This window comes from Christensenella sp. KGMB01412, assembly GCF_055522415.1.
Window position 1 is genome coordinate 60746 of the sequence record NZ_JBVFVW010000008.1, and the last position, 13889, is coordinate 74634.

16 protein-coding genes are annotated in these 13889 nt (G+C 50.6%); all 16 read left to right on the forward strand.

Annotated features, from left to right (window positions below):
* Positions 1–8 precede the first annotated feature (8 nt).
* The 16 genes from ACS5WU_RS11645 (at position 9) to lysS (ending at position 13638) form a co-directional block, all read left to right on the forward strand.
* Positions 9–1916 (forward strand): ABC-F family ATP-binding cassette domain-containing protein, encoded by a 1908-nt coding sequence (locus ACS5WU_RS11645; protein WP_320607191.1) that lies wholly within the window; start codon positions 9–11, stop codon positions 1914–1916.
* A gap of 153 nt (positions 1917–2069) precedes the next feature.
* Complete coding sequence (cysS, locus tag ACS5WU_RS11650; RefSeq protein WP_059109460.1) at positions 2070–3449, forward strand: cysteine--tRNA ligase; 1380 nt, start codon at positions 2070–2072, stop codon at positions 3447–3449.
* A gap of 35 nt (positions 3450–3484) precedes the next feature.
* Positions 3485–3805 carry a hypothetical protein gene (locus tag ACS5WU_RS11655; RefSeq protein WP_160295625.1) on the forward strand — a complete coding sequence of 107 codons (321 nt, stop codon included), beginning with the start codon at positions 3485–3487 and terminating at the stop codon, positions 3803–3805.
* Positions 3806–3951: 146 nt separating this feature from the next.
* Entirely contained in the window at positions 3952–4311 is a 360-nt protein-coding gene (locus ACS5WU_RS11660) for a DUF1622 domain-containing protein (RefSeq protein WP_302760403.1), read from the forward strand.
* A gap of 65 nt (positions 4312–4376) precedes the next feature.
* A complete protein-coding gene (locus ACS5WU_RS11665; RefSeq protein ID WP_046443747.1) occupies positions 4377–5207 on the forward strand; it encodes an Mrp/NBP35 family ATP-binding protein in 831 nt (276 codons plus the stop codon).
* The gene (locus ACS5WU_RS11670; protein ID WP_046443746.1) at positions 5204–5650 is read left to right on the forward strand and encodes a C-GCAxxG-C-C family protein; all 447 of its coding nucleotides are present in this window, start codon (positions 5204–5206) and stop codon (positions 5648–5650) included. Before ACS5WU_RS11665 ends, ACS5WU_RS11670 begins: the two co-directional genes overlap by 4 nt.
* Before the next feature lie 152 nt (positions 5651–5802).
* Positions 5803–6429 carry a cyclase family protein gene (locus ACS5WU_RS11675; RefSeq protein WP_052740484.1) on the forward strand — a complete coding sequence of 209 codons (627 nt, stop codon included), beginning with the start codon at positions 5803–5805 and terminating at the stop codon, positions 6427–6429.
* A complete protein-coding gene (locus ACS5WU_RS11680; protein WP_302760402.1) occupies positions 6426–7148 on the forward strand; it encodes a TIGR01906 family membrane protein in 723 nt (240 codons plus the stop codon). Before ACS5WU_RS11675 ends, ACS5WU_RS11680 begins: the two co-directional genes overlap by 4 nt.
* Positions 7135–8148: a tRNA (adenosine(37)-N6)-threonylcarbamoyltransferase complex transferase subunit TsaD gene (gene tsaD, locus ACS5WU_RS11685; protein WP_046443744.1), complete on the forward strand. Its 1014-nt coding sequence runs from the start codon at positions 7135–7137 to the stop codon at positions 8146–8148. The genes ACS5WU_RS11680 and tsaD overlap by 14 nt, the downstream gene beginning before the upstream one ends.
* Positions 8149–8165: 17 nt before the next feature.
* Positions 8166–8885, forward strand: coding sequence for an N-acetylmuramoyl-L-alanine amidase family protein (locus ACS5WU_RS11690; RefSeq protein ID WP_302760401.1), 720 nt, complete (start codon positions 8166–8168; stop codon positions 8883–8885).
* Positions 8875–9285 carry a Mini-ribonuclease 3 gene (locus tag ACS5WU_RS11695; protein ID WP_046443742.1) on the forward strand — a complete coding sequence of 137 codons (411 nt, stop codon included), beginning with the start codon at positions 8875–8877 and terminating at the stop codon, positions 9283–9285. Before ACS5WU_RS11690 ends, ACS5WU_RS11695 begins: the two co-directional genes overlap by 11 nt.
* A gap of 42 nt (positions 9286–9327) precedes the next feature.
* A complete protein-coding gene (gene thyX, locus ACS5WU_RS11700; RefSeq protein WP_046443741.1) occupies positions 9328–10071 on the forward strand; it encodes an FAD-dependent thymidylate synthase in 744 nt (247 codons plus the stop codon).
* Positions 10064–10831: a 23S rRNA (guanosine(2251)-2'-O)-methyltransferase RlmB gene (rlmB, locus tag ACS5WU_RS11705; RefSeq protein WP_059109456.1), complete on the forward strand. Its 768-nt coding sequence runs from the start codon at positions 10064–10066 to the stop codon at positions 10829–10831. Before thyX ends, rlmB begins: the two co-directional genes overlap by 8 nt.
* Before the next feature lie 58 nt (positions 10832–10889).
* Positions 10890–11558 carry an RNA polymerase sporulation sigma factor SigH gene (sigH, locus tag ACS5WU_RS11710; RefSeq protein WP_059109486.1) on the forward strand — a complete coding sequence of 223 codons (669 nt, stop codon included), beginning with the start codon at positions 10890–10892 and terminating at the stop codon, positions 11556–11558.
* A 105-nt stretch (positions 11559–11663) separates the two neighbouring features.
* Entirely contained in the window at positions 11664–12140 is a 477-nt protein-coding gene (gene greA, locus ACS5WU_RS11715; protein ID WP_046443740.1) for a transcription elongation factor GreA, read from the forward strand.
* A gap of 13 nt (positions 12141–12153) precedes the next feature.
* Positions 12154–13638, forward strand: coding sequence for a lysine--tRNA ligase (gene lysS, locus ACS5WU_RS11720; RefSeq protein WP_302760400.1), 1485 nt, complete (start codon positions 12154–12156; stop codon positions 13636–13638).
* Positions 13639–13889: the final 251 nt, after the last annotated feature.

Below are 13889 nucleotides of genomic sequence, written 5' to 3' on the forward strand. Positions count from 1 at the left end.
AGAAAAGAATGCTTGTATCAATTACGGACGTAACCGTTGCGTACGGCGAGACCGAAATATTAAATCACATTACGGCGAATATCAACGCGGGAGATAAAATAGGGCTGATCGGCGCGAACGGCGCGGGGAAGACCACGCTTTTAAAAACCATTGTGCGGCGCATCCTTCCGGAGGAAGGGAACGTTACACATAAGGCGGACCTCTCCATCGGATATCTGGAGCAGAACAGCGGGCTTGTGGCGGATCATACCATTATTGAGGAGATGCGTACTGTTTTTGCGAAGGCGCTTGCCGCAGGAAAAAAGATGCGCGAGCTGGAAAAGCAGATGTCGCTGCATCCGGAGGACAAAGCGTTACAGACGGCTTATGCACAGGCGCAGACAAACTTTGAGGCGAGCGACGGGTATCAGGTAGAGGTAAAGATCAAAAAGATTTTGAACGGTATGGGCTTTGCAGATAAAGCCTGTGATACCAATATTTCGACACTTTCGGGAGGAGAAAAAACGAGGCTTGCGATCGCAAAGCTGCTGCTTATGGATCCTGAACTGTTGATTCTGGATGAGCCGACCAACCATCTTGATTTCAAGACGCTGATGTGGCTGGAGGATTACCTGAACGGCTATAAGGGAGCGGTATTGATCGTGTCGCACGACCGTTATTTTTTGGATAAACTGGCGCAAAAGATATGGGAAGTGGACGATACGGAGCTTACGGAATATACGGGAAATTATACCCAATATAAACAGCTGAAAGCGGACTATATCTCTTTCCAGATGAAGGAATACGAAAAGCAGTCCCGGCAGATCGCTCACATGGAAGATTACGTCGCGCGCAACCTCACAAGGGCCTCCACGGCAAAAAGCGCGCAAAGCCGCGTGAAAAAGCTGAGCAGTATGGAGCGGATCAGGAAGCCAAAGACTTCTGTTAAGGCGCCCAGCTTCAGCTTTACTTTTACGCAAAGGCCGGTAAACGATATCCTGACAGTGGCGGGGCTTACGCTTGCGGTGGGGGAAGAAAAAACAATATTGGCCCGGGATATCGGCATGGAAATGAAACGCGGCGAAAAAGCGGCGATTATCGGCGATAATGGAACGGGCAAATCGACGCTCATGAAAAAGCTGGTGGCGGTGGCAAACGGTGAGGCAGATACAGCCGTTGCGTTTGGAAAAAATACACTGGTTGGTTATTACGATCAGGAAAACAAAAATATGACGCCGGGCAAGACTGTATTGCAGGAAATTTGGGACGCGTATCCTTCCCTGCTGGAATACGGCTCGCGCTCCATGCTTGGTCGAGTGCTTCTGACGGGGGAGGATGTATTCAAAAAAGTGGGAGAGCTTTCCGGCGGGGAGCGGGCCAAGGTTGGGCTTGCGCTGCTTATGTGCGGGGAATACAACGTGCTTCTCCTGGACGAGCCGACCAACCATTTAGACCTTCCGGCGCGCGAAAGCCTGGAGGCGGCGCTGAAGGAGTATACGGGAACGCTGCTCTTTGTGTCGCATGACCGCTATTTCATCAATGCGCTTGCGGGAAAGATTTATGAGATCGCAGGCGGGGGCATCAATGAATTTGACGGAACCTTCGACGAGTACAGGGAATTAAAGGAGCAGGAAGAGCAGCAGGAGGCTGCAAGCCGCGAAGCTGCTGAGAAGAAGACAAAGACCGTAAGCGAGATCGCTGAGGTGAAAAATCCGAAGCAGCGCAGGGCGCAGGAAGCAAAACGCAGGGAGCGGATTTCATCGCTGGAGAAAAACATTGCTGAAATTGAAGCGCGCGAGACGCAGCTCAATATGGAGATAGCCGAGAACGCTGCCGATTTCGAACTGATTGGCAGGAATTGTGCGGAACTGGAAGAATTGAAAGCGCGGCATGAAAAGCTGATGGAAGAATGGTTGCTCATTTCCGAGGAAGAATAGAAGGGGATATCCGGTCAGGAAATGCCCGGCGGCTTTGGCGGGCAATTTTCTTTTGAGGAATTGTGTTGTGAATTTACCGCGCTTATATTATAATAAGAACGCATAGAAAATTAGGCTCTGCGAGGTGGCGGGGCACACAAAGGGGCAGTTAGCTTGAAGATTTTTAATTCAATGACAGGCAAAAAAGAGGAACTGAATCCGCTCACGCCGGGGCAGTTCAATATATACGCGTGCGGACCGACGGTTTACAATTATGTCCATATCGGGAACGCACGTCCGCTGATTGTATTCGATACGCTCAGGAGGTATTTGGAATACCGGGGCTACAAAGTGAATTTCGTACAGAATTTTACGGATGTGGACGATAAGATGATCCGCGTGGCGGCAGAGGAAGGCATTACGGTAAAAGAGCTTGGAGACCGCTTCATCGATGAATATTTCAAGGATGCACAGGCATTGAACGTTCGTCCGGCAACCATTCATCCGAAAGCGACGGAACATATTGGCGAAATTATTGCGCTCGTGCAAAAACTCATCGATAAAGGCCACGCATACGAGCTGAACGGCGACGTATATTTCGATACGCAGAGTTTCCCGGGCTATGGCAAGTTGTCCGGGCAAGACCTGTCCGAGCTTGAGCTTGGCGCGCGGATCGACATCAACGAGAGTAAAAAGAATCCTATGGATTTTGCGCTGTGGAAGGCGCAGAAGGACGGCGAAATCGCATGGGACAGTCCATGGGGCAAAGGCCGCCCGGGCTGGCATATCGAGTGCTCGGCAATGAGTATGAAGTACCTTGGGGATACGCTTGATATCCACGGCGGCGGGCAAGACCTGAAATTCCCCCACCATGAAAACGAGGTTGCGCAGAGCGAAGCGGCCACGGGAAAACCGTTTGCAAACTACTGGATGCACAACGGATATATTAATATCGACAATAAAAAGATGTCCAAATCGGCCGGAAACTTTTTTACGGTACGTGATATATTAAAGGAATTCCGCGGGAATGCGGTGCGGCTTTTTATGCTGTCCGCGCATTACGCAAATCCGATCAACTTTTCGCGGGAGCTGCTACAGCAGTCGGAGACGGCATACGACCGTATCCTGAACTGCCGTGAGAACCTGGAATTTGTGATGGCAAATCCAAAGGACAACGCGGTGCAGGTCGCTCCGGCGATTGCCGCCCTGAATGAGAAATTCAACGCGGCGATGGACGACGATCTCAATACTGCGGACGCGATCGGCGGAATATTCGAATATGTCAAGGAGATCAACACGCTGTTTTCGGACGGTGGAAGGGCGCAGGACGCAAAAGCTGCAAAGGATGCGATGGATGCGCTTCTTGATGTGCTCGGCATCCTTCCGGCAGAGGAAAGTGAAATACCAAACGAAGTGATGGAGCTTGCAGAGAAAAGACAAGCGGCACGCGCAGAAAAAAACTGGGCGGAAGCAGACCGCCTGCGCGACGAAATTAATTCGCTTGGATATGAACTAAAGGATACGCCGGACGGCGTAAAAATCAATCAAATATAGGGGGAAACAGGTAAATGGATGGCGCTTTTAATTTTATGATGTTATTTGACATCTTTATTGCGGTATATTTATTGTATTACGCAATCAAGGGGTCAGGTAAGGCTTACGAAAATGATTATCCGGCAGAGATGCAGGAAGAACATTGCAAAATGCTCAGGAGGTTCTGCTGGATTGCCGGTGTTCCGCTGCTTGTTCTTTCTATTCTGGAATACACCAGCAGCGAGGGGATTACTTCAATCTGGAGCATTATCAGCATCGTGTATATCCTGACATGCGTGGTGGTGTACTTTGTAATGTTCCGTGTGAAATTCAAGGAATACCTGCGCAACCCGCGCAAAAATCTGCCCAAGAAATAAGAGCGGAAAAGATAAGCGTAAGAAATTTTGCGCTTTCAGGAAAAACGCAGCATTTCTTGCCTGCGTTTTTTTGCGTATAGCGTATAAGGCTACCGGTGCGCCTTGGCCGGAGCCAAAACAATGCGTTTATCGCGGGAGGAAAAAACATGGAATATTTTGCGCCGTATCTTGACATTATCACCACGTGCCTCAGTTTTGTTTCCATTATCATACTGGTGTGGGGCGTGGTGCTCAGCGTAAAGGATTTTTTGATTTCGCAAATCAGGCCGCGGGATAAAAACGCGAGGCTTCAGATGCTGACGGAAACCAAAAACCGCCTTGGAGGCTATGTCCTGTTAAGCCTTGAAATACTGATCGCGGCAGATATCATAGATTCGATTGTAAAGCCGACGTTTGATGATATCGTGCGGCTGGCGGCGATTGTAGCGATCCGTACGGTGATTTCATATTTCCTGAATAAGGAAATCAAGGAAGCCGATATGAAAAAAGACAGGGAACAGCAATAAAAGCAGCCGCTCTGGTTTATTAATAAAACAGGTAGATTTTAAAACGGATAAGGAGAATGAGGCAAATGAGTGAAAATTGTACGCACGATTGTGGAAGCTGCGGGGAGGAATGCGGTTCGAGACAGATGAATCCGGCGGATTTTCTGGAATCGCCGCACCAGTCGAGCAGCATCAAAAAGGTGATTGGCGTTGTGAGCGGGAAAGGGGGCGTAGGAAAATCCCTCGTGACCTCCATGCTGGCAGTGCTCCTTGAGCGCAAAGGCCTTCGCACAGCGATTCTGGACGCGGATATCACAGGCCCTTCGATTCCCAAAATGTTTGGCGTGACCGAAAAAGCGCGGGGCACGGAGGATACGATTTTTCCGGTGGAGACGGAGGAAGGGATACAGATTATGTCCATCAACCTTCTGCTGCCGGATGAAACGGAGCCTGTCGTGTGGCGCGGGCCGATTATCGCGGGCACGGTCAAGCAGTTCTGGACGGATGTGATCTGGACGGATGTGGACGTAATGCTGGTAGATATGCCGCCGGGAACAGGCGACGTTCCTCTGACGGTGTTCCAGTCGATCCCGCTTGACGGAATCGTGATTGTTACTTCACCGCAGGAGCTTGTGTCCATGATTGTGGAAAAGGCCGTCAACATGGCAAAGATGATGAACGTGCCAATCATTGGCCTGGTTGAAAATATGAGCTATCTCGAATGCCCGGACTGCAAAAAGCAGATCAGCGTATTTGGAGAAAGCCATATCGAGGAAACCGCAAAACGCTTTGGCGTTCCTGTGCTTGGAAAGGTACCTGTGGATCCTGAAATCGCGCGGGCCGCGGATGCGGGGACAATCGGTAAGGTAAAGGGCGAGTGGCTGGAGAACGCCGCAGAGACGGTCAGCAAGCTATGAGTACCAAACCAGAGGAGGCTGTCGCTTATTTTAAGCAGGGATATAACTGCGCTCAGGCCGTGGTGCTTGCATATGCGGACGAGATCGGCATTGACCGGCAGACTGCCGCAAAGCTTTCTTCCTCATTTGGCGGGGGCATGGGGCGGCTGCGCGAGGTTTGTGGAGCGGTAAGCGGAATGTTTATCGTGGAAGGCCTGAAAAACGGGTATGCCGATCCAGCCGACAGGGAAGCGAAAAAGGCGCATTATGCCAGAATCCAGAAACTTGGCGAACAGTTTCGAAAGGAAAATGGCTCTATTGTATGCAGGGAGCTTTTGGGACTTGCGGAAAAAACGAGCGAGCCAACGCCGCAGGAACGGACGCAGGAGTACTACAGAAAACGTCCGTGTGCGCAGCTTGTGGAATGCGCGGCGCGAATCGTCGGGCAGGAAATCATGAAATAAACGGATGAATCAGTCAAACAAGCGGGAATGCGTCCGGGCGCTGCCCGCTTGTTTTTTGTTGTGAATACGCAATTTGATACAATTTTATGAATAATTTGCGGGAGAGTTGAAAAAGAAGATGAAAATCACTATAATATAAACTACGGAACCGTATGGGCAGAGTGGCGGCGGGGAAAGCCTGCAACCATTCGCTGAGGCTTAAAATATATGAGGTGTTTAAAATTAAAATTATTGATATTACCCGCGAATTGACCGCGGAAACAAAGGTTTATGAAGGAGACCCGCACGTTCGTCTGGAATGCTTTTTCACAGTGGATAATTACGGTTATTCCGTTACCAAGCTTTCGATGGGTTCTCACAGCGGCACGCATCTTGACGCGCCCTCGCATGTGCTGAACGGCGCGCGTACAACCAAAGACATTCCCTTGAACGATCTGGTAGGAGAATGCGTGGTTGTGGATAAAAAGGATTTCCGGGTTCCGGCGGGAACCAAGAAGATTTTGCTCAAGAGCGCGCCCGGCGTTCCAGCGAAGCTGACGGCAAAAAGCGCGCAGAAGCTTGTGGACGCGGGCGTTCGCCTGATTGGAACGGACGATCTTTCCATCGGCGGGGACGAAGTGCACAAAATACTTCTTTCGGAAGGAATCGTCGTACTGGAATCCCTGTATCTTGACAAGGTAAAGGCGGGAGATTATTTCCTGTGCGCCCTGCCATTGAAAATCGAGGCCGACGGATCGCCGATTCGTGCCTGTTTGATTGAAAGCGGAGAGGTAGAATGAGCGAAATCGGAGCCGAAAAGGAAAATCTGGCAGGAATAAGGCTCATGGCGGCGGTTGCCGCGGTTTTGCTGATTTTTTCGGTTGCGGTGCTCTGCATTCAGGCGATTGCTTTTGATCACGATTTTTATAAAAATGAATACAAGAAGATGAATACGGCGGCGTATGTGGGCGTATCCGGGGAAAGTCTCGGGATGGCGACTGATACGCTGCTTGATTATCTGGAAGATAAAACCCCCACGCTCGATTTGCAGGTACAGGTAAACGGGCAGGAGGAAGAATATTATAACGAGCGTGAAAAGGCGCATATGGTGGATGTGAAGGCGCTCTACCAGAAAGCCTTACAGTTTATGGCGATTGGCTTTTGCGTGGGCGGGGGATTGCTTGCGCTTTGCTTTGTGTTGAAACGAAGAAGGGCGGCAGGGCCGGTACTGCAGGCATATTTTTGGGCAGCGGTCGGCGTGCTTGCTTTTTTCGCCGTGATTGGCTGCGTTGCGGCAGCCGATTTCAATTATTTCTGGGTTAGCTTTCACCATGTGTTCTTTACGAACGACCTGTGGATGCTTGATCCGGCTACCTCGAGGATGATACGTATGTTCGAACAGGATTTCTTTGCAGATATGGTGGCAAAGATACTGGCTTGGTTTTTGGCTGTTACGTGCGGAACTGCCGCAGCGGCGGGAATTGGATATCAAAGGATGAAGAAGCATGGAAGACATTAGAATATTAGCGATTGAAACCTCCTGTGACGAGACGGCGGCTGCGGTTGTGAAAAACGGACGCGAGATTATCTCTGAGGCTTTGTATACGCAGATTGAAATACATAAAGAGTATGGCGGGGTGGTACCGGAGCTTGCGTCAAGAAACCACGTGGAAAAGTTGCCGGGCGTGGTGGAGGCTGCTGTCCGGGCAGCGGGTGGATTTGACGAAATCGACGCGATTGCGGTCACAAACGGACCGGGGCTTGTGGGCGCGCTCCTTACGGGCGTTTCTTACGCGAAGGGCCTTGCCTATGTGCTGAAAAAACCGCTGATTGCGGTGCATCACATTGCAGGGCACATTTGTGCGAATTATATTTCGCACCGGGAGCTTGAGCCGCCTTTCCTGTGTCTGGTCGTTTCAGGCGGGCACACGCAGATTGTATTGGCGCGCGATTATACGACCTATGAAACGCTTGGAAGGACACGCGACGATGCGGCAGGCGAGGCGATTGACAAGGTGGCGCGCGTACTGGGACTTGCGTATCCCGGCGGGCCGAACCTGCAGGAGCTCGCGAAAAAAGGCGATGAAAACAAGTATCGGTTCCCGCACAGTTTTCGTGGGGAGGCTCACCTTGATTTTTCATTCAGCGGACTGAAAACCGCGGTGATCAACCTGCTCCACCGTTTTGAGCAAACTGGCGAAGCGTACAGGAAAGAGGACGTCGCCGCATCCTTTTTAAAAAATGTGTCAGACACGCTTGTAAAAAATACATTTGAAGCAGCGGCAAGGACAAACTCAAAAATAATCGCTGTGGCGGGCGGGGTTTCCGCCAATGAGCAAATACGCTCTGCGTTTGAGAAAAAAGCGGAAGAAGAAGGGCTCCGGCTGTATTTTCCGGAACTGAAATATTGTACTGACAATGCGGCTATGATTGCTTCGTGTGCGTACTATGAATTTTTGAAGGGCTCGCGCGCAGGGCTTGACCTCAACGCGGAGCCTGTTATGGAGCTTTCCACATAAAGTTAGGACGGGGGAGAATGCGTTTAAAAAAAGCATTAATCATATTGCTTGCGGCGCTGCTTATTTTTACAATAACCGCCTGTGCAAAGGAAGAGGGGAACGCAGATGGGCCGGACCTTACTTCTGTGGGCCTTGATGGAATGAAAATCGTTGTAGATCCGGGGCATGGAGATACGGACGCGGGGACGATAGGCGTTTCCACCGGCAGGCTGGAAAAGGAAGTGAACCTTGAGATCGGCCTGAAGCTGCAAAGAGCGCTTGAGGACGAGGGAGTCACGGTCGTTATGACGCGCGAATCAGATGAGCCTATTGCAGCGGCGGAAGAAATGGACATCGCCAAGCGCAAGGAAGCGGATATGCAAAAACGCGAACAGATCATCAGGGATGCAAAAGCGGATATGTATATCGGCGTGCACCAGAACAGCTTTGAAAGCGCCGACGCGGTTGGGCCGCAAATTTTTTACCATACGGATTCCGTTCTTGGAAACGAGCTTGCAAAGTGTATTCAGGAAATTATGAACAACGAGCTGGAAATCGAATCGCCGCGAAAAGTGAACTGCGGCAGGTACCGCCTCCTGAAGCCGGGAAGCCAGCCGAGCGTAACTGTGGAATGCGGCTTTTTTACAAATCCGGACGAGGAAAAGAAGCTGCAGGACGACGATTACCAGAATAAGGTAGTCAAAGGTATCGTGGACGGGATCAAATATTATAAATTGGAGCAGGGGAATGCTGAATAATCTGCAGGATGAATTTATTTTAAGCGAAACAAAAGCGGCGCAGCTGCCGCCGCTTACTCTGGCATATATTGGGGATTGTATTTTTGACTTGTACGTGCGCACGAAGCACGTACTGGGTTGCTCCAAAAATGCGGGCAAACTGCACTCCATGAGCATCAGGCTTGTGAACGCGAAGGCCCAGTCCGAATTTGCGCACCGCTGGCTGGAACGGTTTACAGAGCAGGAGCGTGAAATTTTTATGCGGGGGCGCAATGCCAAAAGCCCTTCCGCACCAAAAAATATGAGCGTTGCGGATTATAAATACGCGACGGCGATTGAAGCTGTGATTGGCTACCTGTACCTGAGCGGACAGGCGGAACGCGTGAACGAGATACTCGGTACGATGGAGTTTGACCTGTAGCGCGACAGACATAAAACCTATATTGAGAGTGAGGAAGTATCAATGCCCAAAACGACTTTAAAAACAGTATTGCTGATGGCTACGCCGGACCCGGAGCTTATCGTTTCGATGGGGGCGAAGCTCTGTTATTCCAAAGCGGATATCGAACAACTGCAAAAGACCGCCAAAAGCGCGGAGTTCATTGACAGGCTGACGCAGATGGGGCATTTATCTCCGATAGAACACGCGTCGTTTTCGTTTGGGGTGGAGGGTGTATCGCGTGCGCTTCTCGCGCAGATCACAAGGCACAGGCTGGCGAGTTTTTCGGTGCAGTCCCAGCGCTATGTGAACCAGAGTGCGAAAAAGGGGGAGTTTTCCTATATCATACCGCCAAGCATTGAAGCGCTTGGAAGCGAAGCGGTGGAGAAGTATGAACACCAGATGCAGACCATGCAGAAGTGGTATGACGAGTGGGTAACGGCGCTTGGCGCCAGTGGGGAAAAATCCAATGAGGATGCGCGGTTTGTACTGCCAAATGCCTGCGAGACAAAAATGATTATTACGATGAACGCAAGGGAGCTTTTGCACTTCTTTAGCCTGCGGTGCTGCAATCGCGCACAGTGGGAAATACGTGAGCTTGCATGGCAGATGCTTGCGCTTGTGATGGAGGCAGCGCCGGGGCTCTTTAAGAACGCGGGGCCGTCCTGCGTGGGCGGCGCATGCCAGGAAGGCAGGATGACGTGCGGCAGGGCTGCGGAGGTGAAGCGGCGGCATAAAGCTCTGATGGAGGGTAACCGCAATGATTGAAAAGAGGGGCGAATATATATTTGGACGCAACAGCGTACGTGAAGCGATCCGCAGCGGAGAGCAGATAGACCGTATCTATGTGATGCAGGGCCAGTCGGAAGGAAGTATCCGCGAGCTCATTATGCTTGCGCGCCAGAATAAGATTGTGATAACAGAAGTGCCGCGCATCAAAATGGACGAGATGTGCGCCGATATGGGGCATGACGGAAAGCCCGGGAACCATCAGGGCATCATTGCACAGATCCCTGCATTTGCCTACAGCGAAATGGACGATATTTTTGAGCTTGCCCAAGTGCGGGGAGAGCAACCTTTTATTGTGATACTGGACAGCATACAGGATCCGCACAACCTTGGCGCGATTATCAGGAGCGCCGAAGCGCTGGGAGCGCACGGGGTGATTATTGGCAAACGCCGTTCGGCTTCGCTTACAACCTCTGCGTTTAAGGTGTCGTGCGGAGCGGCGCAGTATATTCCGATTGTAAAGGTTACGAATATCAATCATGCAATCGAAGAACTCAAGAAAAAAAATGTTTGGATCGCAGCGGCAGATATGGATGGGCAGCCGCTTGCGGGGACAAACTTAACGGGCGCGATAGCGCTTGTGATAGGCGGGGAATCCGAAGGGGTTGCACGCCTTACCAGGGAATTATGCGATATGGTTGTAAAAATCGAGATGGGAGGAAAGACGACCTCTCTTAATGCGTCGTGCGCGGCGAGCATTATGATTTACGAAAAGCGCAGGCAGGATTTGCTGAAATAAAATTGGAATGCGGGGGACGCAGTTGGAAAAGAATTTGAAGGGGCAGGATGGGGAACTGATGGAGGAACCGGCGCAGGACGAAAAGGTTGTCGTACACGCCGGATTTGAGCGCTTCGCCCTGCTTACGGACGAGCAGGCTGTTGCGCTTGCCGACGAGGACAGCCTTGCCCTTGAATATATTTTGCATAAATATAAAAATTTTGTGCGCGCCAAAGCAAGGTCTTATTTTTTGATCGGCGCGGATAAGGAAGATATTGTGCAGGAAGGCATGATTGGACTTTATAAGGCGGTTCGTGATTACGACGTAGAAAAAAAGGCTTCGTTCCGTGCGTTTGCAGAATTGTGCATTACGCGCCAGATTATCACGGCGATCAAAACGGCGACACGCCAGAAGCACCAGCCGCTCAATACATATGTATCCCTCAATAAGCCGGTCTACGACGAGGAATCGGAGCGCACGCTGGTGGACATCATCGCGGCGACAAAGGTGTCTAACCCGGAGGAGATTATTATTGATAAAGAGGACTATGCAAGCATTGAGGAAGAAATTACCAATATGCTTTCAGGCCTTGAGAAAAAGGTGTTATCCTTTTACCTTCAGGGGCTTTCTTACCAGCAAATTGCAAAGATCATGAACCGGCATGAAAAGTCAATCGATAACGCATTGCAGCGGGCAAAGGGAAAAATCGACAAATTTCTTGCAGCAAAGGGAACGCCGCAGGAGTAGGAGGACAGCCGGCAACTTGACAAACCGGGCCTTTTCCCTGATAATATATGTCATGTAAAATGGATAGGAGTATGCGGTAAACGCCGTATGCAGAAGGAGAAATGAATGGCAAACGAGGATGTAGTATTAACACACCAGGGTGTGAAAGAGCTGGAAGAAAAACTGGAATACTTAAAAACTGTCCGCAGGCTTGAGATTGCGGAAGAGATTAAAGTGGCAAGAGCGTTTGGCGATCTTTCTGAGAACGCCGAATACGACGAAGCGAAAAACGAGCAGGCGAAGATTGAAGGCGAGATCGTAATGCTGGAAAAAATGCTTCGCAACGCGACGGTTGTAGACCAGGACGACGTGGATGTTCAGCGTGTAAACGTAGGGACGACGGTCAGGGTTCTGGACAAAGAATTTGACGAGGAAATCGAGTATAAAATTGTCGGATCTGCAGAAGCGGACGTCAGCATCAATAAAATATCGAATGAGTCTCCTGTGGGGCGCGCGCTTTTGGGCAAAAAAGTGGGCAACCTCGTGAAAGTGGAAACGCCCGGCGGCGTAGTCAAGCTGAAGATACTGGATATTCACAGATAAGGAGAAGCATAGAATGGAACAGCAGGAAAATACGCAGGAGCTGTCTGAGATTCTGCGCGTGCGCAGGGATAAGCTTGCCGCGCTCAAGGAAGAAGGACGGGATCCTTACGAAATTACAACCTTTGATAAGACACATTCCTCGGTTGATATTATTGGTAATTTTGATGCGCTTGAGGGCAGCACGGTAAGCGTTGCCGGAAGGATTATCTCTAAGCGCGTTATGGGAAAAGCAAGCTTTTTCCATATTATGGACGGCAGGGGCAAGATACAGATTTACGCCCGGCGCGATGTGATGGGCGACGAGCCTTATGCGGAATATAAACGCTTTGATATCGGCGATATCGTTGGCGTTACGGGCGAGGTTTTTAAGACGAATGCAGGCGAAATATCGGTAAAAAGCCACGAGGTTGTTTTGCTCTCCAAATCCCTGCTGCCGTTGCCGGAAAAATGGCATGGGTTGAAAGACACGGACCTTCGGTACCGCCAAAGGTATGTAGACCTGATCGTGAATCCGGATGTGAAGGATACGTTTTACGCGCGTTCGAAGATTATTAAGGGGATTCGCGATTTTCTGGACGAACAGGGCTATATCGAGGTGGAAACGCCGGTGCTCCAGCCGAGCGCGGGCGGAGCGACTGCAAGGCCGTTTATTACGCATCATAATACGCTTGATATCGATATGTATCTTCGGATTGCAACGGAGCTGCATTTGAAGCGCCTTATCGTAGGCGGTTTTGAACGTGTTTATGAAATTGGCAGGATTTTCCGGAACGAGGGCATGGATCCCAAGCACAATCCGGAATTTACAACAGTAGAATTATATCAGGCGTATACTGACTATAAGGGTATGATGGATTTGTGCGAGAAGCTGTTCCGTTATTGCGCGAAGCAGGTGTCTGGCAGCGATGTGATCACATACCAGGGAACGCAGATCAACCTGGGCGCGCCGTGGAAGCGCCTTACCATGAACGACGCGGTGAAGGAATATGCGGGCGTGGATTTTGCGGCGTGTAAGACGGACGAAGAGGCGCGTGCGCTTGCAAAGCAGGCGGGAATCGCGTTCGAAGGTGAGCCGTCGCGTGGGATGCTTTTGAACGAGGCGTTTGAGCAGAAGGTGGAAGAAAACCTCATCCAGCCGACGTTTATATGCGATTATCCAATCGAGGTTTCGCCCCTTGCAAAGAAGAAACCGGGCAGCGACTGGCTGGTGGAGCGTTTCGAACTGTTTATCACGGGCAGGGAGCTTGCGAATGCGTTTTCAGAGCTTAACGATCCGGACGACCAACGCGCAAGGTTTATGGATCAGGTTGCGAAGCGCGAGGCCGGAGACGACGAGGCGAACATGATGGACGAAGATTTTGTAACCGCTCTTGAGTACGCAATGCCTCCTACGGGCGGTATGGGAATCGGCGTGGACAGGATGGTTATGCTGCTCACGGATTGCTTCTCGATCCGTGATGTGCTGCTGTTCCCCACGATGAAACCCATTGGAAAGTAAGGAAAGAAAAAGCCCAGTAATCATGCGGGTTTGCGGACTTATGGAGGCTTGTGAACGAGCCAAAATTTACCCCTTTACCCCAAGCTTGCGCCAATCGATGTTCGCGCTTATGTAGAAAACGCAGTAAGCTTTGCAAGGCGCAGCAGTATGCAGCGAGAAATGAATGACATGAAACGGCAGGATACGATCCCAAGAGAACGTATCCTGTTTTTATTGGGAAAATTCAGGCGTTGATCGGCATTAGCGAAATC